This is a genomic window from Corynebacterium freiburgense, from assembly GCF_030408815.1.
Classification (GTDB): Bacteria; Actinomycetota; Actinomycetes; order Mycobacteriales; family Mycobacteriaceae; genus Corynebacterium; species Corynebacterium freiburgense.
In genome coordinates this window covers 1,305,726-1,330,692 of sequence record NZ_CP047355.1, presented here as the reverse complement: position 1 = coordinate 1,330,692, position 24,967 = coordinate 1,305,726, and the positions used below count along the sequence as shown (strand labels likewise).

At 47.7% G+C, this 24,967-nt stretch carries 22 protein-coding genes; 6 read left to right on the top strand and 16 right to left on the bottom strand.

The window, feature by feature from the left end:
- Positions 1 to 11: 11 nt before the first annotated feature.
- Genes CFREI_RS06015 through argC form a run of 6 tightly spaced genes read right to left on the bottom strand, consistent with a single transcriptional unit; the run spans position 12 to position 5,908 of the window.
- Positions 12 to 530, bottom strand: a complete 519-nt coding sequence (locus CFREI_RS06015; RefSeq protein ID WP_051256118.1) for an arginine repressor — start codon at positions 528 to 530, stop codon at positions 12 to 14.
- Positions 531 to 533: 3 nt separating this feature from the next.
- On the bottom strand, positions 534 to 1,505 hold the full coding sequence (gene argF / locus CFREI_RS06010; protein WP_027013515.1) for an ornithine carbamoyltransferase: 972 nt from the start codon (positions 1,503 to 1,505) through the stop codon (positions 534 to 536).
- Positions 1,502 to 2,701, bottom strand: coding sequence for an acetylornithine transaminase (locus tag CFREI_RS06005; protein WP_027013514.1), 1,200 nt, complete (start codon positions 2,699 to 2,701; stop codon positions 1,502 to 1,504). The genes argF and CFREI_RS06005 overlap by 4 nt, the downstream gene beginning before the upstream one ends.
- Positions 2,701 to 3,645, bottom strand: coding sequence for an acetylglutamate kinase (argB, locus tag CFREI_RS06000; RefSeq protein ID WP_027013513.1), 945 nt, complete (start codon positions 3,643 to 3,645; stop codon positions 2,701 to 2,703). Before argB ends, CFREI_RS06005 begins: the two co-directional genes overlap by 1 nt.
- 12 nt (positions 3,646 to 3,657) lie before the next feature.
- Entirely contained in the window at positions 3,658 to 4,818 is a 1,161-nt protein-coding gene (gene argJ, locus CFREI_RS05995; RefSeq protein WP_027013512.1) for a bifunctional glutamate N-acetyltransferase/amino-acid acetyltransferase ArgJ, read from the bottom strand.
- Positions 4,819 to 4,864: 46 nt separating this feature from the next.
- Complete coding sequence (gene argC / locus CFREI_RS05990; protein ID WP_027013511.1) at positions 4,865 to 5,908, bottom strand: N-acetyl-gamma-glutamyl-phosphate reductase; 1,044 nt, start codon at positions 5,906 to 5,908, stop codon at positions 4,865 to 4,867.
- Positions 5,909 to 6,655: 747 nt separating this feature from the next.
- On the opposite strand from argC, the gene CFREI_RS05985 reads away from it, so the two are divergent.
- Entirely contained in the window at positions 6,656 to 7,240 is a 585-nt protein-coding gene (locus CFREI_RS05985; protein WP_084170847.1) for a TetR/AcrR family transcriptional regulator, read from the top strand.
- On the opposite strand, the gene thiD is transcribed toward CFREI_RS05985, so the two are convergent.
- Positions 7,233 to 8,051, bottom strand: coding sequence for a bifunctional hydroxymethylpyrimidine kinase/phosphomethylpyrimidine kinase (gene thiD / locus CFREI_RS05980; RefSeq protein WP_027013509.1), 819 nt, complete (start codon positions 8,049 to 8,051; stop codon positions 7,233 to 7,235). The two genes, CFREI_RS05985 and thiD, sit on opposite strands and share 8 nt — an antisense overlap.
- Positions 8,052 to 8,457: 406 nt before the next feature.
- Between thiD and CFREI_RS05975 the strand changes: the two genes are divergently transcribed.
- Positions 8,458 to 9,495, top strand: a complete 1,038-nt coding sequence (locus tag CFREI_RS05975; protein ID WP_027013508.1) for a hypothetical protein — start codon at positions 8,458 to 8,460, stop codon at positions 9,493 to 9,495.
- Between the two features lie 76 nt (positions 9,496 to 9,571).
- Here CFREI_RS05975 and pheT read toward each other — a convergent pair whose 3' ends face one another.
- The 8 genes from pheT to infC all read right to left on the bottom strand — a co-directional run bounded on the left by pheT (position 9,572) and on the right by infC (position 16,490).
- Complete coding sequence (gene pheT, locus CFREI_RS05970; RefSeq protein WP_027013507.1) at positions 9,572 to 12,064, bottom strand: phenylalanine--tRNA ligase subunit beta; 2,493 nt, start codon at positions 12,062 to 12,064, stop codon at positions 9,572 to 9,574.
- Positions 12,065 to 12,098: 34 nt separating this feature from the next.
- Entirely contained in the window at positions 12,099 to 13,136 is a 1,038-nt protein-coding gene (gene pheS / locus CFREI_RS05965) for a phenylalanine--tRNA ligase subunit alpha (protein ID WP_027013506.1), read from the bottom strand.
- A 49-nt stretch (positions 13,137 to 13,185) separates the two neighbouring features.
- The gene (locus CFREI_RS05960) at positions 13,186 to 14,016 is read right to left on the bottom strand and encodes a TrmH family RNA methyltransferase (protein ID WP_027013505.1); all 831 of its coding nucleotides are present in this window, start codon (positions 14,014 to 14,016) and stop codon (positions 13,186 to 13,188) included.
- A gap of 26 nt (positions 14,017 to 14,042) precedes the next feature.
- The gene (locus CFREI_RS05955; protein ID WP_051256116.1) at positions 14,043 to 14,354 is read right to left on the bottom strand and encodes an NINE protein; all 312 of its coding nucleotides are present in this window, start codon (positions 14,352 to 14,354) and stop codon (positions 14,043 to 14,045) included.
- Positions 14,355 to 14,529: 175 nt separating this feature from the next.
- A complete protein-coding gene (locus tag CFREI_RS05950; RefSeq protein ID WP_051256115.1) occupies positions 14,530 to 15,009 on the bottom strand; it encodes a TM2 domain-containing protein in 480 nt (159 codons plus the stop codon).
- Positions 15,010 to 15,233: 224 nt separating this feature from the next.
- On the bottom strand, positions 15,234 to 15,617 hold the full coding sequence (gene rplT, locus CFREI_RS05945) for a 50S ribosomal protein L20 (protein WP_027013504.1): 384 nt from the start codon (positions 15,615 to 15,617) through the stop codon (positions 15,234 to 15,236).
- A 61-nt stretch (positions 15,618 to 15,678) separates the two neighbouring features.
- Positions 15,679 to 15,873 (bottom strand): 50S ribosomal protein L35, encoded by a 195-nt coding sequence (gene rpmI / locus CFREI_RS05940; protein ID WP_084170846.1) that lies wholly within the window; start codon positions 15,871 to 15,873, stop codon positions 15,679 to 15,681.
- Positions 15,874 to 15,911: 38 nt separating this feature from the next.
- Complete coding sequence (gene infC, locus CFREI_RS05935; protein WP_290246136.1) at positions 15,912 to 16,490, bottom strand: translation initiation factor IF-3; 579 nt, start codon at positions 16,488 to 16,490, stop codon at positions 15,912 to 15,914.
- A gap of 490 nt (positions 16,491 to 16,980) precedes the next feature.
- Here infC and CFREI_RS05930 point away from each other — a divergent pair, with 490 nt between their 5' ends.
- Both CFREI_RS05930 and CFREI_RS05925 read left to right on the top strand, forming a co-directional pair.
- On the top strand, positions 16,981 to 18,867 hold the full coding sequence (locus CFREI_RS05930) for a glycosyltransferase family protein (RefSeq protein WP_156907814.1): 1,887 nt from the start codon (positions 16,981 to 16,983) through the stop codon (positions 18,865 to 18,867).
- A 170-nt stretch (positions 18,868 to 19,037) separates the two neighbouring features.
- On the top strand, positions 19,038 to 20,498 hold the full coding sequence (locus tag CFREI_RS05925; protein WP_156907813.1) for a hypothetical protein: 1,461 nt from the start codon (positions 19,038 to 19,040) through the stop codon (positions 20,496 to 20,498).
- On the opposite strand, the gene uvrA is transcribed toward CFREI_RS05925, so the two are convergent.
- Positions 20,482 to 23,331 carry an excinuclease ABC subunit UvrA gene (gene uvrA, locus CFREI_RS05920; RefSeq protein WP_027013499.1) on the bottom strand — a complete coding sequence of 950 codons (2,850 nt, stop codon included), beginning with the start codon at positions 23,329 to 23,331 and terminating at the stop codon, positions 20,482 to 20,484. The genes CFREI_RS05925 and uvrA overlap by 17 nt on opposite strands.
- An 80-nt stretch (positions 23,332 to 23,411) precedes the next feature.
- On the opposite strand from uvrA, the gene CFREI_RS05915 reads away from it, so the two are divergent.
- Positions 23,412 to 24,011 carry an MBL fold metallo-hydrolase gene (locus CFREI_RS05915; RefSeq protein ID WP_035112498.1) on the top strand — a complete coding sequence of 200 codons (600 nt, stop codon included), beginning with the start codon at positions 23,412 to 23,414 and terminating at the stop codon, positions 24,009 to 24,011.
- A 97-nt stretch (positions 24,012 to 24,108) separates the two neighbouring features.
- A complete protein-coding gene (locus CFREI_RS05910; protein ID WP_027013497.1) occupies positions 24,109 to 24,960 on the top strand; it encodes a DoxX family protein in 852 nt (283 codons plus the stop codon).
- The last annotated feature ends 7 nt before the right edge of the window (positions 24,961 to 24,967 follow it).

Here is a 24,967-nt window from a genome sequence, read left to right as displayed (position 1 = left end):
TGGACGCCCCACTACCGGCGTTGGAACATTTCTGCGAGTTCTGCACCATTTAATGGATCGCGTGCAAGCACGAAAATTGTATCGTCTCCAGCGATTGTTCCCACAACTTCCGGCAATTGGACTCGATCAATAAAACTTGCCAAATACTGTGCAGCACCAGGTGGAGTACGTAGGACCGCAATATTTGCTGAAGAATCTACACTTACTACAAGATCATCAAGCATTCTCCGGAGCTTTTCTCTCGGTCCCCGAAGTGTTTCCATTAATGCTGTTTCAACATTTCCAACCGCATAATATGCGCGCCCAGATTCTGGGCGAACTTTTTTTGCACCGAGTTCATCAAGATCGCGGGATAACGTTGCTTGAGTGATATCAATGCCATCATCAAGAAGTAATTCCGACAATTGCACTTGGCTTGAAACACGATACTGGGAAAGGATTTCAAGGATTCGAGCTTGACGTGCAGTCCGGCTTACAGGCTGGACTAACGAATTACCTTCAGGATTTGCGTGCAAAGAATCTTTTACCATTGTCTATGCTGTCACCTTGTCTGGCTGGTGTTCTAGAAGCCAAACGAGCAATGCCTTTTGAGCATGCAATCTATTTTCAGCTTCATCAAATACCACTGATTGCGGACCGTCAATAACGCTCGCAGAAACTTCCTTTCCTCGGTATGCCGGCAAGCAATGTAAAAATATGGCTGTTGGTTTAGCCATTGCCATAATTTCATCATTTACTTGATATGGGATAAATGGAGTTTCTCGATCTAAACCATCGTCTTCCATTCCCATTGATACCCAAGTATCTGTAATAACGATATCGGCATCTCGTACTTCTTCTATTGCATCCGTAACGACGACCCGCGCGCCAGTCTCGGCTGCACGGCGCTGCGCACGTTGCACAAACTGTTCCTTGGGTTGGAAACCATTTGGGGCGATAATTGAAATATCAATGCCAGCAGTTGAAAATGCAAGCAAATATGAATTCGCCATATTATTGTCGCCGTCACCTAGATATACAGCTTTTAACCCACGTAAACCCTGAGGCCCCTTTTCTGGGCAACAATGCTCGATGCATGTTTGCAAGTCAGCAAGCAACTGACACGGATGCAAATCATCTGAAAGTGCATTAATTATAGGCACAGTCGCGGTTTCGGCCATTTCTTCCAAATTGCTATGTGCAAATGTGCGCCAAACAATCGCCTCAACATATCGGCTCAAAACAGCGCCAGTATCTTGGTATGTCTCGCCTTTGCCTGTTTGTGTCTTACCTGCGTCGGCCACGATCGCGTGTCCGCCAAGTTGCGCGATGCCCGCTTCAAAGGAAAACCGAGTACGCGTGGAGGTTTTATCAAAAAGCACTGCGACACTAAGCGGTCCTTCAAATGGACGCCGTGATAACGGCTGTTGTTTAAGCTCTAGCGCTAATTGTAAAACCTCTGCTTGCTCCGAAGGAGTCAGATCATCATCCGCTAGAAAATGCCTTACCCTTGGTGTTTGGCTCATGTATTGGATCCTTCGCTTTCCTTGATCGCTAATGTTATTCGGCTCACACTTTCACGCAACTGTTCTTTTGAAATAGTTAATGGTGGCGTAAGCCGAAGCACGTTTTCGCTTGGTGCATTTAAAATCACCCCATGTTCAAGGCCATAAGCAACAACTTGCTTGGCAATTGGCTGTTGAAGAACAACACCAAACATGAGTCCTCTACCGCGCACCTCACGAACTGCCCTCAACTCTTCTAACAAACTGATGAGATACTCACCTTTTGTTCGCACTTCGGCATAAAACTCATCATCGAGAATATTCAGCACCGCTTTTGCCGCAGCGCACACTACTGGATTTCCTCCAAATGTGGTGCCGTGAGTTCCTGGGGTTAAAAGCTCTGCTGCTTGTCCATGCGCAATACATGCTCCAATCGGTAACCCACCAGCCAAACCTTTAGCCATTGTGACGACATCTGGGATGACACCGGCCTGGTAATGTGCGAAAAACTCACCGGTTCGACCAACCCCGGTTTGAACTTCATCCAAGATCATAAGGATTCCGTGTGCAGAGCACAGCTCGCGCACGCCTTGAAGAAACTCGTTAGTTGCGGGGATTACGCCGGTCTCGCCTTGAATCGGTTCGAAAATGATAGCAGCAGTATTGTGTGGGTTTACTGCAACGAGTTTTTGCAAATACTCCAGGTCATTCAATGGATAGTATTCCACTCCTGTCGGAAGTGGAGCAAAAGGTTCACGTTTTCCAGGTTGCCCTGTCAATGCCAGCGCCCCCATTGTTCGCCCATGGAATCCATCTACTGCCGCAAGTATCCGCTTGCGCCCTGTTAAACGCGCAATTTTAAATGCCGCTTCATTTGCTTCCGCACCTGAATTGCAGAAATATACTCGGGTGTTTTGCGCTAGTTCCTCTTTTCCTCGCGCAAAACGCATAATCAGTTCATTTGCAACATCGAGAACAGGTTGGGATGCAAAAAGATTGGACACATGGCCTAATTGCGAGAGCTGGGTGCTCACGGCATCGACAATTGCTGGATGGGCGTGCCCCAGTGTATTAACTGCAATGCCCGCAAGCATATCTATATACTCACGGCCTTGATCATCATGCACGATTGCGCCAGAACCTTGAACAAGGGAAATTGCTGGTACGCCATAATTATTCATTAACTTAGTTGACCATTGCGAAAGCATGGAATTCATTATCCAGACACATCCTTCCGAAATACGGTCTCATCTGGATAATTCGAGCGGTGAAAATTATCTGGCAATACCATTGTGCCAATGCCACCTTCGGTCAAAAGCTCCAGTAACACAGAATGCGCTACCCGCCCATCAATAACATGTGCGGCAGATAAACCACCACGCACAGCGTGTACACATGCTTCCATTTTCGGGATCATTCCAGTATCAAGTGTGGAAAGCATAGATTCCAATTCGCCAACTTTAATGAGCGAAACCAAAGACGATCTATCCGGCCAATCCGTATATAAACCTTCCACATTGGTCAACATAACAAGGCGCTCTGCCCCCAATGCTTCCGCCAACGCTCCGGCCGCAGTATCAGCGTTGACGTTATACACCTGGCCGTCAATACCTGGGGCAATCGTCGATACCACCGGAATTCGGCCAGCATCAATAATATCCATAAGCGCAGATGGATTGACTTCAGTAATATCACCAACCAACCCAATATCCGTTGGCTCACCATTAATGGTGACAAATCGTTTTGTGGCAGTAAAAAGCCCGGCGTCTTCCCCTGAGGTCCCTACCGCATAGGGACCATGTGAGTTAATTAGTCCAACCAGATCGCGCCCAACTTGACCGAAAAGGACCATACGGACAATATCCATAACTTCGGGGGTTGTAACCCGGAAACCACCGCGAAATTCTCCCTCTAATCCCAGGCGATTCAGCATCGCTGAAATTTGCGGTCCACCACCATGAACTACAACCGGTTTTGCTCCAACAGTCCGAAGAAATACCATATCCGCAGCAAATGCGGCTTTTAGGCGCTCATCGGTCATGGCGTTTCCACCATATTTCACTACAACTATTTTATTACGAAAATATTGCAACCAAGGCAGTGCTTCTGCAAGCACATGAGCCCGAATTTCAGGGTTAATTCCTTGAAGAATATTAGTCATAGATTCACGCCTTTATGTTGTATACGCCGAATTAATTTCAACATACGAGTGAGAAAGATCAGTGGTTCGCACAGTTGCTATGCCTTGGCCTTTAAGCCCTAGATCGACAAGCACCTCGATATGTTCCCCAGAAAGATCTACTTCCCTTGCACCTGGCGCACCTGCCGAATGAAGACATACGGCCTCACCATTAAAAAACACACTAATATTTTCTGGATCCATATCAGCATCGGCCATTCCCACCGCCGCAAGTACGCGGCCCCAGTTTGGGTCCGAACCAAACATCGCACATTTAAATAGATTGTCTCGACCGATTGTCCGAGCAGCAGCAATTGCCATTTCGTTATTTGTTGTACCACGAACAGTAATTGCAACGCGTTTGGTCACGCCCTCAGCATCTGCCTGCATTTGTTGCGCTAAATCATGGCAAGCAATTCGGACTGCTTCTTTAAACTCTTCTTCTGTGGGAGTAATTCCAGAAGCACCCGATACTAACAACAGGACCGTGTCATTTGTAGAAGTTGATCCATCGATATCAAGAAGATCGAATGTTTCGGCGGTGGCAGCACGTAGCGCTTGATCTGCCATTTCAGCTGTCACTGCCGCATCCGTCGTAAGACAGACAAGCATTGTTGCTAGTGAAGGCGCCATCATTCCGGCACCTTTACCCATGCCACCGACAACCCAACCATCACCCTGAACTAGTGTTTCTTTGCTTACAGTATCGGTGGTCATAATCGCCGTAGCTGCAGCTTTGCCGTTATCTCCAAGCTGCTCAGCCAACATTGCTATTCCATTTTGGATTGTTGGCATTGGCATTCGTTCCCCAATAATTCCGGTAGAGCACACCGCAATGTCTTCTGCTGGGACCTTAAGAGCTGCCGCGGTTTGCTCAACCATCTGTTGTGCATCCGCATCCCCTTGCGATCCATTGCATGCATTCGCATTGCCAGAATTAAAAACAACGGCTTGTAGTTGCCCGTTCGCTACGGCATTTTTTGTAATCTTTACCGGCGATGCTACGACACGGTTGCGCGTAAACACACCAGCCGCGTGGTACAAGGGGCCATTGTTTTTTACTAAAGCCATATCAGGACGGCCAGATGCTTTAATTCCAGCAGTCAATCCCGCTGCAGTAAATCCAGCCGGGGCGGTGATACCGACGCTACTCATAAAAGCTCCTCAATGCGGTAAAAGAAAAAGAACTCACAGCAATCAATTAGGGTGCCAAACCGGTTTGTGGCAATCCAGCAGTCTCTGGATACCCAAGAGCGATATTCATACATTGAATTGCACCACCAGCAGTGCCTTTAGTGAGATTATCGATTACGCTGGTCATCAATAGTTTTCCGGCGTTCTCATCAATTTCTACTTGTATCTGGCACATATTTGACCCAATAATGTGTTGAGTTTGTGGTTGCAGTCCAGTGGCAAGAAGCTGCACAAATGGTTCGTTTGCAAAAAATTCTGTATACGCTTGGCGAACTTGTTGTTCAGTTACTCCAACACGAACCGGCGCAGTAGCAGTCGTAAGAATTCCACGCGTCATGGGAGCCAGTACCGGTGTAAAACTCACCTTTACAGTTTCGGTCGTATACTCAGACAGGTTTTGAATTATCTCCGGAACATGACGATGTTTTCCACCCGTATTGTATGCTTTCGCAGATCCAATAGTTTCCGCGCCCAACATTGCCACGCTTGCTTTTTTACCAGCTCCAGATACGCCAGTAATCGAAACTAATGCGATATCAGGAATGATTAATTCGTGGCAAATTGCAGGTAATAAAGCCAATGTTGCACCGGTGGGGAAACAACCAGGTGCAGCAATTCGGCGCGCATTTTGTATCTGTTGTCTATGCCCCGGCATTTCCGGTATCCCGTATGGCCATGAACCTGCATATTGCGAACCGTAGTATTTCTCCCAATCTTCTTCCTGGCGGAGCCTAAAGTCTGCTGCGCAGTCGATCACGAGCACATCATCATGCAATTGCTGCGAGATCTCTGCCGAATACCCATGCGGCAAGCCAAGGAACACAACATCATGCCCTGACAATGTTTCCGCATTGGTGGGTTCAATAATGCGGTTGGCCAACTCCGGCAAGTGCGGCATAAGTTCGGCAACAGATACCCCAGCTGTCGATGCTCCCGTAAGCGCACCAATTTCAAGGTCGCCCGAAATATACGCAGGATGCGAGAGTAATAAACGCAAAATCTCACCACCGGCATATCCGCTGGCTCCGGCAACAGCTACTTTAAGAGTCATGCCGAGAAGCATAACATTTATGCACAATCATGCAAGTTATGCATTTTTTCATTGAGGTTACAAACTCTAAACTTGCTTAAAGATTAGAGTCGTTGTGGCTCGATGCTTTTGGCCGCAATACCGGAGTGAATGGACGGGAAGTTTCCGGCAATGAGTCTGGGCTTGGTTTCCAGGCGTCAGGGTTGCTTTTCCGGAGAATATGGGCGACTTTTCGGCGTGTTCAAGCTAGTTTCTCCTGGGGTGTGGGCTGGTTTTCCAGTGGTTTGGCTGGTTTCTGGCGTGTTTGATAGGCTAACCCTATTGAACTAGTGATGTTTTCATCCCTACTGTCGCAGATTCCATAAAATCGCCTGAAAAACAGCCGAAAAAATGGAATCTGTGACAACACGCCCAACCAGCGCCCAAAAAAGACCGGCAAGCAGCCAACCAGACCAAGCACCTCTCGGCCAGCGCCCAACCAGACCAAGCTCCTCCCACCCAACCCTAACCAAATCCCAGGTCACCAGACGTACAAAACCCACCCCCGACCACCGAAATCTGGAACACCACAACCCCACAAGACCCAACACCCCCGCTAGCAACAATGGTTCTTTAAAATCTAGTCGAAGAACACAACCCCACCGTACGTCCGCCAACCATATAAGGCTCCCACCATCAACTAGCGGCCACTACCAGTGGGACCAGCTAGCATAGCTCAAATATTTTGCGTTACGGACAGTAGCGTAATGGATCCTTAGAATGTAACCTATGACACAGAATCTCGGCAGACCGCGGGACATAACGATGAATACGCGGATTCTACAAACAACTTTAAAACTCTTACAAGAGCATGGATATTCCGGCCTCCGCATCGATGAAATAGCTCATCAAAGCGGCATAGCAAAGACGACAATTTACCGACGCTGGCCAACGTTGGCGCACCTTGCCGTTGCGGCTTTAGATGAAGCCTTAGGAAGCCGGGAGGTTAGCATTCGAGGTGATCTTGTTACAGATATCGATCACGTTATCAATACATTTGCGGATTTATTTAGCGGCGATAACGCAACTTTGGTTGCTATTGGGTTAGACATTCACCGTCACAATGACGCCCAACTCAAAAGAATTTACCGTGAATCAATTGTCAATCCGATCAGAAACCAGATTATTAGCACCATTCAAAGCGCCAGTATTTCAGATGCACAGGCCGAAGACCTTACCGACGCCCTGATCGGCGGGTTGCTGTATCGCTCAGCGATACTTGGCGAAGCGATGGATCATAAGCAGATAAAACGTTTTATCCTCAGCATATTAGCTACCAATATCGAAGTGCTCCAAGCAAACGCTACTAGCTAATACCCGCACCATGATCGATCGGGCCGTTTCCGGTGCCAACATGGAGTGCACTGGCCCCTTCTAGCGCCGCCTGCAACCATGGTTTCACTAAGGCCAAAGCTTCATCCCAACGACCTGTTCTCACAAAAGCGGTTGCCATTGCCGAAGATAAAGAGCAACCAGTGCCATGAGTACAGCTGGTTTTCACTCGTGGAGATTCAAAAGGAAATACACCATCCCTATTAACTACAACATCCCGTACCGTATCCCCGTAGAGGTGACCACCTTTTACAAGAACCGCGAGGGAAGATCCGTCAATTATTCGCTTTGCCTGTAAAACCGCCAAATCTGATGTCTGGGCGACTTCCCCATCTATCAAGCGAGCAAGCTCAGGAATATTCGGCGTTATTAATACTTCTCGATGACCAGAACCAAGTTCATGGATAAACTCAATGAGCTGCGATTCTGCATCCTCCCTTAATAATGAATGCCCGGAGGTTGCGACCATCACTGGATCCAGTACGACCGGTACTTGAATACCGCTTAACCATTCTCGAACCACACGTATCGTTTCTAGATTTCCCAACATGCCGATCTTTACGGCGTCAATTTCAATATCGTCGCTTACTACTTCGAGTTGTTCCCGAATCCAATCGGGAGGCAACGGATGGACATGTCTGACACCATGAGTGTTTTGAGCAACTATCGATGTCACCACCCCCATTCCATAGCCTCCAAGTGCCATGATCGATTTTAAATCAGCGTGAATACCGGCCCCTCCCGACGGATCGGTACCAGCAATAGCAAGGATTCTGGGTCTCGCAACGATCATGTAGCCCATACTAACGAGTTTTAGTCACGAATACGACACTGCCGCCGCTCGACCTAAACGCAAGCAAACTTATCTAAATTGCACATTAATTTTGGGTTTCTAATATTTTTTGCAAATTCTATTCACTGCATCTTCTTATTTAACGCTACTCTCAGTGCCTAAAATTGGAAATTTCAGCTACTTGATGCGGTCGCAAATCTGATAGACAAATCGAGCATTCTAGTGGTAAATTCTAAACCAAAATCAGGACGATCGCACAGTGATTACAAGTCGGTAATAGGGTTTTATTCAAAATTGAACAGGAACTAGAAGCTTATAAGTCTCTGGCAAAGCATTGGCAAATGATATCACCCAAAGCCACATGCGCTGATGCTATCTATACAACAATAAGGAAAGCGTACATAGTATGAACTCTTGGCGTTCACATGAAAACTCCCCGCAAGAAAATACTGAATCTGAAAATACTGCCCCACCCACCACAGTATTTCCACCAGCGAATCCGCAGAACGGTTACGTTCCACAACCACAAGATGAAACTCGCGCAATACCTTTGTATACTCCGCAGTATTTTGGAAATAATATTCCATATGGTGCTCCACCGTCGAACACTGGCCAAAATTTGAACCCCCACCCCTATGGGGCATTTCATCAACCAGCAGCTCCATCAAATATCCCCGGGCATACCCAAGTCCACTACCAGCACCAACCATCTTTTATTCAGAATCAGAATTATGCAAATCCGAATATTTCACCAATACACGCTCAAATGTCTCCTGTGAATCCGGTTCCTTCACATAATGGCACTAAGTACGCATTGGCTATTATCGGATTCTTAGGCATTGTTGGCTTAATGTTTATTTTGGCACTTTGGGTTATTTTTTACCAACACAGTTCTAGAAATTCCGAGGCTTCCCAGACAACAACCACCATAGGCGAATCTGAAATACGCAGACCACCAGAACCAAATCCCTTACCCATTCCACCACAAAATCCAACTACCAATGAACCTCCAGTGACCATTGCCCAGGAAGAAGAAATCCGCCGCGCTGTTCAGAATTTCTTTCCACCGGAGATTGGTCAAAAAATTACTTTAGAATTGTGCCAACAGAATACGTTTTTACTCGACGAGAACTTCTATGAAATTGATTGCGCGGTTCCTTCTGGAATTACGTCCGATACAATTGATATTGTAGGTGTAATTACTGATCCAGAAGCAATTCGAATTCTGACCGAGGACTTCGAATATCCCAAGTGGAAATATATTAAGTCAGCTCCCGATCACGATTTCCATCTTATGCAGGAATATCCTTATGAAGAAGGCACATATATTACTTCCGCATATGATCATCACGGCGAGGATATTGCAATCTTATACATTGTATTTGCTGATGAACGCATTGCTTCTGATTACTTTGTCAAACTCGGATTGGCGCAATACGCCTAGGCAAAAACAAAGCTGGTCACTAATGCAAACAATGGCCCGTTCGAAGAATTTCAGCGTACGGGCCATTGTAGTTTTGCTAGCGCATTTCTGCCCCAAATGCTTTATGAGCTGCATCGGCAGCAGCTAGACGAGCAGTATTGCATTCTTCGTCTGTAAGCGTGCGGTCTTGAGCGCGGAATCGTAATGAAAATGCCAACGATTTCTTATTTTCACCGAGCGCATCAGAACGATATACATCAAACAACTCGACATGCTCGAGTAGTTCGCCAGCCCAGGCTGCAACGGCTTTACGCACAAATTCTGCCGGAATTGCTTCATCTACGACCAAAGCAAGATCTTGCAGTAATGCCGGGAATGCCGAAAGTACCGGCGCTGGCAAGCTTGGAGCAAATGGGAGCGCGGAAATATTGAGTTCCATAGCGCACGTGCGTGCTGGCAATCCCATACGTTCAAGCACTTGCGGGTGCAATTCACCGGCATAACCGACAATCTTTTCACCTACTTTAAGTGCTGCGCATCGCCCTGGGTGCCAAGGAAGGCATTCCGCATTTTCTACTTCAAGCTCCACATCTGCCGCCCTTGCTACAATTCGGGCTGATTCGATGGCTTCAGCGAAATCATATGCACTACCCTGCCCCCATGGTCCTTCAAGTTGCAGGTTCCCGCTGCCGACTGTAGCCACGTACAAAGGCTGCTCAGGCAGAGATTCTAACAGCTCAACGATGGTGTCAGCGTCTGGTCGGGAAGCTACAGATGGCATTGGGGAAACCCCATCACCCCGTGCAATAGCCACTTGCTGGAGACCAAAAAGTTGGACATGTTTTTGCCCGCGGGAAATATTACGTTTCAGTGCCTCCAACATGCTCGGTAATAGTGTAGTTCCCAAAATCGCATGGTCTGCCTCAAGCGGATTTTGCACAGTGACTACGCGGCGTCGATAATCATCGTCTGCTAAGCCCCAGATATCGAACACATCATTGGCAATAAACGGTGTAGGGAGGATTTCTGCATACCCGCTATAGGCCAATGCATGCCCAATAGCGCGGCGTCGTAATTGACTTTGTGAAAGCCCTCGGCCCGCAGGAGCCATTGGGACGATCGATGGGATGTCTTCCAAGCCCTCCAATCGAAGAACCTCTTCCACAAGGTCAGCGGACATGGTGAGGTCGCTACGCCACGTTGGTGGTGTCACCTCAAGTTTTGCACCACAGCTTGAGACTTCCACCGTGCAACCAACTTCTTCTAAACGCGAAACCACTGTCTCACGAGAGTACTCCACACCTGCAATATCGCTTGGGCGGGATACCGGCATAGTAATTGTTGGCATTTTTGGAACGTCGCCTATTAAGGTTTGCTCGGTCGAGATTGTGCCCCCTGCATATTCCACAAGGTACTTACACGCTAGATCCAGTGCTATCTGCACAATCGCAGGATCGACACCACGTTCAAAGCGTCGAGATGCTTCAGAGCTAAGCTTATGTCGACGAGACGTTCGAGCAACAGTAATGGGATCCCAGTTAGCTGCCTCGAAATATACATCCGTGGTAGTTTCAGAAATTTCCGAGGTGGAGCCACCCATTACACCAGCCAGAGACTGGATGCCAGTATCATCACAGATCACCACATCTTCGGAATGCAATGTGCGTTTCACATCGTCGAGGGTTACTAATGTTTCACCTTCACGAGCATTCCGCACCACAAGATTGCCCTGAATCTTTGCAGCATCGAATGCATGCATGGGTTGCCCAAGTAGCATCATTACATAATTTGTAATGTCTGTTGGCAGGTTTACTGGGCGCTGACCACACAGCATTAGTTCACGCTGCATCCAAAACGGAGTTTCCGCTGAAGCGTCAATCCCCGAAACTTTTCGAACCCCGAACCGACGTGCCTTGGTTTCTTCACGGAGCTCAACACCGAGCAACTCACCGGTAGCCGCAGGTACAGCAACACTCAATTGCGCAGGATCAGAAAATTGTAGATTAAACGCAGACGCGAGTTCTCTGGTCAATCCACGAGCAGACAACGCATAACCGCGGTCCGGCGTAATATTTACTTCAAAAACAGTGTCGGATAACCCAAGAATCTCACGCGCATCATCGCCTGGCTCACCAACCGAAGAATCCAAAGTAATAATCCCCGGATTTTGTTTATCGGTCATTCCTAGCTCCGCTGCTGAGCAAATCATGCCAGCAGACATACGGCCGTAGGTTTCCCGTGCTGAAATCGCGAAATTCCCAGGCAATACCGCACCAGGTAGCGAAACTACTACAGTGGAACCCTCGACAAAGTTTCGCGCACCACAAATAATCGATTGAAGTTCACCCGTACCGTTTGCCTGCCCGACATTAACCATGCAATGCCGAATAGGTTTTTTAAACTCGGTGAGTTCTTCAATACTTTCCACTCGGCCTAAGACCAATTTGCCAGTGGTTTCCGGAATTGGCGCATATCCTTCAGTTTCAAAACCAACACGAATAAAGCCAGCGTCGAGCTCTTCTGGGGTTACAGACCAGCCAGGATTTGTGTGACGAAGCAGCCCCGTCACCCAGTTCTGAGAGATGAACATTTTGGCGGATTTCTCCTTAGTTAACGGGGTTGATCTAGGAATGAATACCAAATGGCAAGGTAAAACGAACGTCGCCTTCGACCATGTCGCGCATATCGGATAGGCCATTACGGAATTGCAAGGTACGTTCTAGCCCCATGCCAAAAGCAAAGCCCGTATATTCTTCCGGGTCAATGCCTGCGGCTTGCAAAACATTCGGATTCACCATGCCGCAACCACCCCATTCAATCCAACCTGCACCACCTTTTTTATTTGGGAACCAAACATCCACTTCTGCCGAGGGCTCCGTAAAAGGAAAATAATTCGCCCGCATTCTGGTGTGCGTGTCTGGGCCGAATAGTGTTTTTGCCAGATGGTCAAGCGTACCGCGAAGATGCGCCATAGTTAGGCCCTTATCCACGGCCAAACCTTCGATTTGGTGGAATACCGGTGTATGTGTCGCATCAAGTTCATCAGTTCTAAATACGCGACCCGGGCAAGCAATATACATTGGTACATCGCGGGAAAGCATCGTTCGCATCTGCACCGGTGATGTATGGGTGCGCAGTACCTGCCGAGAACCAGATGGGGCAATATGGAACGTATCTTGAAGGGTCCGAGCTGGATGATCTGGCAAGAAATTTAAGGAATCAAAGTTAAAATACTCTGCTTCAACTTCTGGCCCCTCAGCAATTTCCCAGCCCATGCCGATAAAAATATCGGCGATTTGCTCGCTTAAAATGGTAATCGGGTGGAGAGCACCAACTTGAGTTTTCGTGGTCGGCAGCGAAACATCAACACGTTCTGCAACAAGAACTTCAGCATTTCGCTTTTCTTCCAGAAATGCTTTTACCTCAGCAAAACGCTTCTCCACTCGACCGCGCGCCATATTTACCAGGCGTCCCGCATCTTTACGTTGGTCTTTGGGCAGCGACCCGAGTGCACGGCGCGCTTGTGGAATCGGCGCATCATCACCGAGGTGGGCGCGGCGAGCTACCGCCAATTCCTCTAAATTTTCTGCAGCACCAAATGCTCGCTCCGCAGCTTCCGCCGCGCTATTAAGGCTCTCTTCGGTTAATTGGATCTCCGACACCGTATGTTTCGACCCTTCACATTATTTGAACAGTTTTCTAACCGCATTATCATAGCCGACGCGCATCCTCTTGCGAGTACTGAGCCTTTGCTGACTCATACATACATATCGATGCAGCAGTGGCTACATTTAAAGATTCCGCCCTTCCCCGTATTGGAATTCGAACACGGTAATCAGCTTTGGCAAGTAGGCTCTCCCCCAAACCATGAGCTTCATTACCAAACAACCATGCGGTTGGTTGGGTAAGCAACTCATCGGCATGATCAAGGTTGATTTCGCCATCAGCCGCGGTAGCCAGAATATTTAATCCACGTGTACGGAGTTTTGAAAGAACCATTTCAATATTCGATTCTCGAACTACTGGGACGTGAAATAACGAACCCGCAGATGCTCGAACAACTTTTGGGCTTTGGGGATCCACAGTATGGCCAGCAAACACCACCGCATCCGCACCAACAGCGTCAGCTACCCGAATCAGGGTACCCGCATTTCCCGGTTCGCTTGTTTCCACTGGTACACCCACTAACCTTGGCTTGCGGCCTAACCCTTGGTCAAGCGACCATAGCACCGGTGTGCATACCGCAAAGATACCTGGTGAGGTCACAGTATCCGCCAGTGAATTCGCGGCTGATTCTGAAATTGGATGAACGTAAATGTTCATATGTCCAGCGGCAATCACGAGGTCATAAAACTTCTCTGCCGCTTGTTCTGTAATAAAAACATCAGTGGCTGCACCTGTGGCAATTGCAGCATCTACTGCATTTTCCCCTTCAGCAAGAAAACGTTGCGCTTTCTTCCGTGCTGCACCACGACGAAGCTTTGACGCATTAACTACGCTCCGTGTGCGCTCCGTATAAGGGTTTTGAAAGTCCAAGTGCATAGTGCTAAGGCTAGCAGGGAGACTAATTAAGAACACGCTAGCGGCGCAGGCTGAGCATCGTATTGATACGGAGTCACTTTCGCAGAAATCATTACAAATTCAGCGATGAGCCACAACGCTAATGCCGTAAGAAAAATCAGACCAACCCCATAGCTCAGGGTAAAAAGTCCAACGATAAAAAATATAAACTGCACCAACGCCCGCCTAGGATAACCCAGGTAATAATTATGAGCCCCGAAGTACCCGGCGCAGACGCATAGCGCAACAGCCTTCCTCCAGGAATTTCCTGGGTTAGGCTCACCAAGTGGTACGCACTGTGCAATCGGAAGCGTTGGCATGTTTCCTCTCCATTTCAATGTATGGCTCAGGTGCTGCTAACGCTTACGTTAGTTTCATGCCTTGAGTGACACTAGCAAATAGTAGAAAATTTACCATCGCTTAATGTTGTTGTAATGCTCTGATGCGTACACCAGCTAAGTCCGCCAATAACCCCATCAGCTGTAATTACATCAACTATCGCGGCAGCGGGCGATTAAAACCATCCTTATCGTATGGCGAGGCACCCACAATAATCAGGATCATCTCTATAAATGTCCAAAGTGCAACCGCGAACATTGGCAAAATGCCAACAATAAATGGCGCCGTAAACACCCCAGCTATAAATGTTACAAGTTGGACTAAGCCTCGACGCGAGTATCCCAAATAGAAATTATGTATACCAAAGGGGCCGAACAAAAACGCTAGCAATGCAGCCGCAATCCAGCTTTTTTGCGAAGCCGCCATCACCATTGGCGTATTAAAACCGTACGAGGCAGGAAGATTGGCGAATTGTGGCGCATACTGTGGCATAGGCGTCTGTGGCATATTTGCCGCCATTGGGTCGGCGAATCCAGTATCAGGCTGCGTAAAAGGATTTGCTGCTGGTTGCGGATATGGGTTTGGTATTGGCAAACCGTCCTTATCGTAGCGAGTTTGCTCAAAAGGATTTGTCATAGTTCGCGGCTCATCTCCTAGAAATCAAAGACACCTACCATCGTACCTACGATTCTTGCATTGCAGGATGCCATGCATTGAGCATTGTACCCCGCCATAGAAAGAGATTGCGCAGCCTGCGAATACACAAAAGCTCCTAGCACCTACAAACATTTCTCAACAGGTTCGAAATATGTTTGATTGGTGTCAGGAGCTTTTGAATATTGCCGTGCAACTAGAGTGAATTAAGCAGCTTTTGGTGCGTTCACATCGGCCGGGAGGGCTGCTTTGGCAGCCTCGCAAATAGCGGAGAATGCTGCGAAGTCATTGACTGCCAGCTCAGCGAGGATCTTACGGTCAACTTCAATACCAGCAAGGCGCAGGCCTTGGATAAGACGGTTGTATGTAATGTCGTTCATACGTGCTGCAGCATTGATACGTTGGATCCACAGTTTACGGAATTCGCTCTTACGGGCGCGACGATCGCGGTAAGAGTATGTCATGGAGTGGAGCCATTGTTCCTTTGCCTTGCGGTAAAGGCGGGAACGCTGACCACGGTAACCCTTGGCAGATTTGAGGATTACGCGACGCTTCTTCTTTGCGTTGACTGACCGCTTGACACGTGCCACGGTGGTACTTCCTTAATTACATCTTTAACGGTTGGGTGGATTTACGGGCGTGGGCCGTATCTTACGCTTTGCCAAGCAGACGCTTGACGCGCTTGACGTCGGACTTTGCAACGTCAGTGGTGCCCTTAAGGCGACGAGTACGGGTCGAGGGCTTGCCCTCAAGGAGGTGGCGGCGATTAGCCATCTCGCGACGGAGTTTGCCGGAGCCGGTGACCTTCACGCGCTTTGCGGTGCCCTTGTGGGTCTTCTGCTTCATGAGATGAACGTCCTTGAAACTTGAAACTTATCAGGTATTTACTTCTTGCCTTTACGCAATGGGCCGATGACCATAGTCATATTGCGGCCGTCTTGCTTGGCTTTCGTCTCTACAACGCCGTATTCAGCGACGTCTTGCGCGAGTCGGTCCAGAAGGCGGAAACCGAGTTCTGGTCGTGATTGCTCACGTCCACGGAACATAATCGTGACCTTGACCTTGGAGCCTTTCTCCAAGAATCGGATCACATTACCCTTCTTCGTCTCATAATCGTGATCGTCGATCTTTGGACGAAGTTTCTGCTCCTTGACCACAGTCTGTTGCTGGTTCTTTCGAGCTTCACGCGCTTTTTGCGCGGCCTCATACTTGAACTTTCCGTAGTCCATGATCTTGCAGACCGGGGGCTTGGCATTTGGGGCGACCTCTACGAGGTCGAGGTCTGCGTCATACGCGAGCTTTCGGGCATCTTCAATTCGAACGATACCTACTTGCTCACCGCCCGGTCCTACGAGGCGAACCTCGGGGACACGGATACGCTCATTAATTCGAGCTTCAGCGCTGATGGGTACTCCTAAGTCGCAGCGGATGGATAATGTGTAATACCACACCGCAACTGGCAATCCCGTTCTTCCACGGCAAAAACCCGTCCTCTTTATACTCAAAGACGAACGGGAGATCTCCATGTATTGCCATTAATATTTTGGCAATATTTTTGTACCATTATCCTGCCTTACAGCGGCTTCTGGTGGGAGGGACCTCCACTTGCGGTCTTTACAAAACCTATAGGCACGTAAAGACGGTAGTGCCGATAAAGTAACACACCCTGAACATAAAAACAAAATTAAGCTCTCTTTGCCGACCTATACATCCCTATTAAAGGCGTACCACTTTCACTTATCGACACCCCAATCACACAACCGTTTCCAATTCCGCCGCCGTTGGCCACCCCCCTGCCCCCAAAACAAGTACAGAAATTTCAGGGGCATCTTGAAGATCTTTTTAGGCTCCGAACTGCACAAATGCACCTCTCACATCATTTATCGGTATCAAATTGATCTACTTAACATTTCACAATGTTTTCTTTTAGCTTTTTCCTTAAACTTGGGCAGCATGGACATCCCGAAGCCTGAGTCTTGGGCGAGTTTTCAGAACCTATCTGGACGCAACTCAGTGATTCCGATACCAGTTATCGGCCCCGCCGTTCCAGGTGTGTCACGACCACTCCGCGAGCCCTATATTCCAATGATCATCGCGCCGCCGACCCCAATACCTGCGCTTACTTTTCGCCAGCACGATACGATTCAGCACCGTAAACTTGCTACGCCGACACATGATCCGCTTCCTCAACCCCAACGGCCAGCTATTCCTCGAATCCCCTGGTGGGAAAACGAGCGCCCGCTTATCGCAGCATGTATCGCCATTGGTGCATCACTGGTTTTCTACAGCATCGCATTGCTCTTAGATAATGTTATTGACCTCAGAGATATTCCACCATTAGTTCGAGTCTTATTGGCAACGTTAATTGCTTGTATTTTTCTTTCAGCATCACTGTTGCTCCGTACGCGAAATCTTCACCCAGCGGCATATAGCAGTTGTTTAGTCGTGTCCGCTTCGATCTTCGCCATAGTGAGTCTAGTCTCCACATATTATTATTCCTGGTTACCAGAATGGCTTGGCGCAATATTATTACTTGTTTTAATTATTGGATTCTTTTTGCTCGCCAGAGCATGGGACACATATATCACTTTTGCGATCCTCATTCTTGTATTTTTTACAGCGACACTTAGTTTTCAATACAATTCAACGAGCTTTGAATTCTTCCCAGGCGCGCTTGTCGGATTACTCGCATTAGCTTTCACATTGACAAAAGAAATACCGAGTGAAACGGTGCGACAATTCTTCGGCTTTATTGCCTACACGGCTTTATCGCTCGGCGCAGTTGTCGGCGATGCCCAATATGATTCACATTCTGTAAGCCCCACTCTGCAGGCGTGTATTTGGGCGGCCACTCTTGTTGCGCTTCTTGTTTGCGTACATGTGAATAAGAATCTACGTGGCGAATTATTACTACACTCTGGTTTTCTAGCAATCGGCGTTCTTATCCTGAATTGGTGGACTCAATATACTTTCACGTTTGAACTGTGGATGGTATTTGGATGCATAATAATTTGGCTTGCATGCTCATATATCTTCCAATCTCAAAACACGCGTATTTCCCAACTCATAGCGCTGCTTGTACTACCTATCTCAGTAGTAGTTATTTCCATTAATTCAAATGAAAATACACTCCCGCCACGCGCTATGATTCCGTGGATTTTTCTTATCGTCTTCGCCGCCGTAGTTTTGTGGATTACGGAGCAATATCAGCACTGGTCAGTCTGGGCAGTGTGGTCATTGGTGTCACTGTATATGGTTTCTCCAATGCACAGTTCCGTATTTCTGAAGCGCCCGATTTGGCTTACATCTCACCACTCAGAAACCACAGCAATCCTACTTGCAGTGTTACTTGCAGTGTGCCTTTGGAGATGGCGTAGCATTGTGAAACTTCCACCAATCGCCGTATTTCTGCTTTGCATCTTGGGGCTCCACTATTCAATTCTCGCATTTGTAGCAACCACTACATATATTGGCGCAAAAATCCAGGTAGAGGCCGGTATGTGGTTAGGCTATTACCTCGGCCACGCATTAATCTCAATCTCATTTATCACGGTCTCAGGATGGCTGCTGCTTGGGAAAACTAGAATTCCGGCACGCGCATCTTTGGCAATCGGTCTCACATTTGCCATTACAGCGATTGCCAAGCTAGTTCTCTTTGATATGGGCACGCTTCCTGGGCTACCTCGAATCTTAGCGTGCATTATCTCTGGCGTTTTCCTTTTGTTTATTGCCACCAAGCGTTCACAGATGACCAACTCTCGTCTACCGCTCGTTCCTTCAACCCCGCCCCAAGTCCAAGTATCGCCCCAGTTCGATCACAATGATACAGAGGCTAGATAATGCAAAATCAGTCCCCTCAACATCAAAATAATTTTAATTCGCATATGCCTGCTACAACGTCGGAATCACAACAACAATCACCATGGTGGGCAAATGAAAAAACTATTATCCGAATCCTCGCGATCTTCGGCATTTTAATTACCATAGCTGGCGTTGGATACCTTGTATCTTTGGTATCCAAGTTTATTGTTTTTACACCACTTCTTCGGATTATTGGCGCCACGATTCTTGGCTCACTATTTCTTAGTTCCGCAGTTCTATTGGCTAAGCGGCAAGTTCCTATTATCATTAGCGGTGGGTTGCTGGCTACTTCCGGCTCTATCTATAGCTTAGTGCTGTATTCCTTGCTGTATATCTATTCTTGGTGGCCCTTATGGCTGGGTGCTATTTGCTTTGCCGTATTAGTTACAAGTCACTTCGCACTAGCGCGATTTTGGCACCAAATCATAACGTTGTTAATGCTCGCCGCTGTATTCGGCGGATTTAGTATTACATTTTCGAACTATGCAGCACACGAACTCTACTTTCCTTTCCCACCAGTGTGTGTAGGAATATTATTGCTTGCGAGTTCATTTAGGAAACCTGACTTTGATAACGCAAAGGTTTTTGGGGCTGCGGGCGTGTTGATTCTGCTGCATCTGGATACCAACTTGCCGTTTGAGTACTTCTATGAATTATGTGGTTTTATCACATCAATTTTCATTGCAATCTTTAGCCTTTGGGACACCACTACAAAAAGGTCTCTTTTTCACGGCTATTCGACCACTTTAGTTATTGCCATCCAAGTAATACTATGGCTTCCATTTCAGCAAAACTGGGTATATATTTCTTCATTCGTATTCTCCATTTTTTGGCTGGCACTGTCTTATTTTGCGCCTTCACCATTGAGAAGTGAAACGAAAATTATTTCACTTTCATTTGCTGCTTTCCCACTGCTCGTGTTGTATGTGACAGAGGCAAACGCTAGAAATCTCTGGATATTCTATATCGCATTTTTACTCGTACTCACCTGGTTAATGCGCAACTCTCGCAACCTCGCGCCTTGGGGTTGTTGGTTGTTTACTAGCACATTGGCATCATTTACCTTCGTTCCATATGCATTAACTCAGCAAGCTACAATTTTACAACCCTTTGATAATTTTATTTTTGCATGGTTTTTCTTTGCTTCACTTTTAATACTGTATTTCCTGTGGTTAAAGTCAACAATAATTTCGTCCGACCATACTAAAGTTCTTTTGGCGTTTTTCATGTATTACTGCACACTTAGTGTTGCAATGATCGGGAAATATGCCGGTGGGAACGCAGGCTGGTATGTAAGTCATATCCTTGCGTCATCAATTTGGCTTGTTATTGGAATTGCTTTCTTTTTGGCATGGCCAAAGTTGCAGCGGAAAACCCAAGTAGAGTTCGCAATACTATATCTTGGCGCAGCACTTTCAAAATTAATAATATTAGATGTAGAGATAATGCCAATTATTCTATATATCATCGAACTCGCATTTTTCGGTGCCGCATTTTTGGCCACTGCGTTTATTCGCAATAGCCAAACTTCGCAAAAAACAACGCAATCCGAAACAGTTCCACCCGCAGTTGATGAAAGTAAGGAATCTACCCTTACAACAACTCTTTAAGGAACTGCCCAGTGTAAGATTCCTTCACGTTGGCAACGGTTTCCGGGGTTCCAGAGGCAACTACAAGGCCTCCACCCGCACCGCCTTCCGGCCCCATATCCACAATCCAATCAGCGGCCTTAATAACGTCGAGGTTATGTTCGATAATAATGACGCTATTTCCTTTATCTACCAGGCCTTGGATTACCAGCATAAGTTTCCGGATGTCCTCAAAATGCAAGCCGGTTGTAGGTTCGTCGAGGATATATACGGTGCGCCCATTGGATCGTTTATGCAGTTCGGATGCAAGTTTGACGCGTTGAGCTTCTCCACCAGAAAGTGTTGTTGCTGATTGTCCTAACCGCACATATCCTAAACCTACTTCGACCAGGGTATTTAAGTATCGGTGAATCGAACTGATCGGAGCGAAAAATTCCGCCGCCTCGCTAATGGACATCTCCAATACTTGGGCAATATTTTTCCCTTTATAGAACACTTCCAAAGTTTCTCGGTTATAGCGTGCTCCGCCGCATACTTCACATGGCACATACACATCTGGTAGAAAGTTCATTTCGATCTTTAGAGTGCCATCACCGTGGCATGCTTCACAGCGCCCGCCTTTTACATTAAAAGAAAAACGTCCTGGCTTATATCCACGTACCTTTGCTTCAGTTGTCTCTGCAAACAAAGTTCGGATTTTATCGAACACGCCAGTGTATGTCGCTGGATTCGAGCGTGGTGTTCGGCCAATTGGTGATTGGTCTACTTGCACCAGTTTATCTAGATGCTCAATGCCTTCTACACGGGTTGCTTTACCTGGAACTTGCCGTGCCTTATTGAGTTTATTTGCCAGGATTTTTGCCAGAATTTGGTTAATAAGGGTGGATTTTCCTGATCCTGATACTCCGGTGACGCAACACAATACGCCGAGGGGAATTGTTACATCGATGTCACGGAGGTTGTTTTCGCGGGCGCCTAAGACTCGTAGTTCCCGCTCGGGGTTGGCGGGGCGTCGAGAATCAGGAACGCCGAGCACTTTACGGCCACTGAGGTAATCTCCCGTAATGGAATTTTTGCATTTTGCAATGCCTGATGGCTTACCTTGGTAAACCACTTCCCCACCAAATTCCCCAGCACGAGGACCGATATCCACTAGCCAGTCTGCGGCTTTAATAGTGTCTTCATCGTGTTCTACCACAATAAGGGTATTACCAATATCCCGTAGATGTTCCAGTGTTGCAATCAAGCGTTGGTTATCGCGTTGATGGAGGCCAATCGAGGGTTCATCTAATACATACAGCACGCCCGCAAGGCCGGAACCAATTTGGGTGGCTAATCGGATTCGTTGGGCTTCACCACCGGATAGGGTGCCCGCTGCACGGTCAAGCGAAAGATAGTTCAAACCTACATCAAGGAGGAATTTCAGACGGGCTTGTACTTCCTTTAAAACGGCACCTGCAATCATTGCCTCCCGGTGCCCGAGTTTCAGGGAATCCAGAAAGGCTGAAGCATCTTCAACTGACATTCGAGTCAAACCAGCGATGGATTGTTCACCATGGGTTTCGGAGGCCAACCGTACTGCAAGGATTTCTGGTTTGAGTCGGGAACCTTGGCAAGTAGGGCAAGCGACTTCACGCATATACCCTAAAAGACGTTCTTTTTGCGCATCGGAATCGGTGTTTTCTAGCCTTCGAGTCAGGCTTGGTAGCACACCCTCGAATGCAGAGTTCCAGGTGCGGGTCCGGCCATAACGGTTCGTGTACTTTACATTTACTTTGTGGCGAGACCCGTGCAGTACTGCTTTCCGCTGCGCTGCGGTGAGTTCGGAAAACGGAGTATTTACATCAAAGCCCATTACGGCAGCGAAACCAACAAGGAGTTTTTGATAGTAACCTTCCCCCGCTCCAGACATCCAGGGTTGAATTGCGTCAATAAGAGGAACATCGGGATCTGGAATTACTAAATCAAGGTCTACTTCCAGTTTGGTTCCCAGCCCGTCACAGGATGGGCAAGCACCGTAGGGTGAGTTAAAAGAAAACGAGCGTGGCTCAAGTTCATCAACACCTAATGCATGCCCATTTGGGCAAGCCAGTTTTTCGGAAAAACGCCGGGTTTTCATTGGGTGATCGTCTTCAAGGGAAACGAAATCTAACTCCACAACACCATCGGCTAGTTGCAATGCTGTTTCAATGGAATCGGTCAGACGTTGGCGTTGTGATTGTTTTACTTGAAGACGGTCAACCACGACTTCAATATCGTGTTTAATTTGTTTTTCCAGCGTCGGTGGGTTTGTTAATTGGTGCACTTCCCCATCAACACGCACCCTTGAATAACCTTGGGCCGCAAGGTTAGCAAATAGATCAACAAACTCACCTTTTCGGGTTCGCACTACTGGCGCCAGAACTTGGAATTTTAAGCCTTCTTCCATTTCCAAAATGCGGTCCACGATTTGCTGTGGGGTTTGCCGTTCAATTACAGCATCGCATTCTGGGCAGTGCGCTGTGCCAGCACGAGCATAGAGCAGACGCAGGTAATCATATACTTCAGTAATAGTGCCTACGGTCGATCGCGGATTTCGGTTGGTGGATTTTTGGTCGATGGATACCGCTGGTGAAAGACCTTCAATAAAGTCCACATCAGGTTTATCCATTTGGCCAAGAAATTGTCGCGCATAGGACGATAGGGACTCGACATACCGGCGCTGACCTTCGGCAAAAATCGTATCGAATGCTAACGATGATTTTCCGGAGCCGGATAGTCCGGTGAACACCACCATAGTGTCGCGCGGAATATCAATGTCCACACCTTTTAAATTATGTTCCCGTGCTCCTCGCACGATAAGGCGATCTGCCATTGATGCGGCACCCTTTCACTCGTTAGGCCAAAACACATTGAACATATCAATGAGGTGCGAGTTTAGCTACTCTGGGAAACATGGATACGCTAGCACTTCATCAAGTTTCAGTGTCTGAGATGGACAATAATTGCTATCTTCTCACGTGCGGCAAACAAGCGTTACTTATCGACGCCGCGGACGATGCTGCGCAGCTGCTTGCACTGGCCGAAGCACGTGGGGTGGAAATCACTCATGTAGTGACCACACACCGGCATGCTGATCATGTCCGAGCATTAGCAGAAGTATTGCAAGCTACCGGCGCTACTCATATTGCTTCGGCCCTGGACGCACCAGCATTGCCGTGCCCTGTGGACGTCGAAATGCATGATGGTGAAACCATAGACTTTGCGGGACATAAGTTCCCGGTGCGAATTCTACGTGGACATACTGAGGGAGGGTTAGCAATAATAACGAATATTGATGGGCAAACACATCTTTTTGTAGGTGATTCGCTATTTCCTGGTGGTGTTGGGAAAACCACGAACAAGGAAGATTTCAACCAATTACTCGATGATGTAATCGAGCGAATTTTCGCCGACTATCCTGACGATGCAATTGTGCACCCCGGCCATGGAAACGCTACTACATTGGGAGCTGAGCGCCCTCATCTTAAAGAATGGCGCCAACGAGGTTGGTAAACACGAGTTTGAATGCAAAAGGCGTACAGCGGAAACACTGAACTTTCCGTACACTCGGAAACACCTTATCCATGATGTTTTAAGGAGCTCTACAGTAATGATCCGTAAGCTTGCCCGCCCTATGTTGGCATCAGTGTATGTCGCAGACGGCGTGGATACACTTCTCAATACTGATGAACATGTCGAGGGCACACAGGCTGTTATCAATCACGCACGTACTGTTCTGCCTTATCAATATGCACGTCAGATTCCTCGCGACCCTGAGCTTGTTGCCCGTTCAGTTGGCGCTACAAAAGTAGCCGCAGGAACGTTATTGGCTCTAGGAAAATTCCCGCGGGTCTCGGCAGGGGTTCTCGCATTGGTATCCGTGCCAACTATTCTGGCGCGCCACGCATTCTGGGAAACACAAGACCCCGACGAGAAAAAAGCACGCCGCAGTGGTTTTACCACAAGCGTTGCACTATTAGGCGGATTGTTTATTGCCTCCGCAGATACTGCCGGTAAACCTGGTTTAAAGTGGCGCGCCTCCCGCGCCGCAAAAGATGCAAATAAAGCGATTCAACAAGCCTTGCCTACTCGTAGCGAAACCGAAAAATTAGCGGACTCCGCTCAAGAGACTGCATCTGCATTTGCTTCCAATGCGCGTTCTTTTCTTGAGGATGCCGCAGAAACGGTAAGCGATTACGCTGGCCAAGCCCGTGAATATGTAGATGATAATAAAGACGATTGGCTTGCCCGCGCCCAAGATAACGCAAAGGCTGCTCGTAGCCGCTTGGTCAAAGCAGCAGCTACAGCGCAAGCACGTGCCGATGAGCTTTCCCACCAAGCCGAAGCGTATGCTGGCCGGAAGTCAAAGAAACTGCAGAAATCAGCGCTTGCATATCAAAAGCGCGCAGATAAAGCGGTAGCACGAGCCCAGAAAAAGCTCAATAAAAAGTTCGACATTTAAAAGTTGT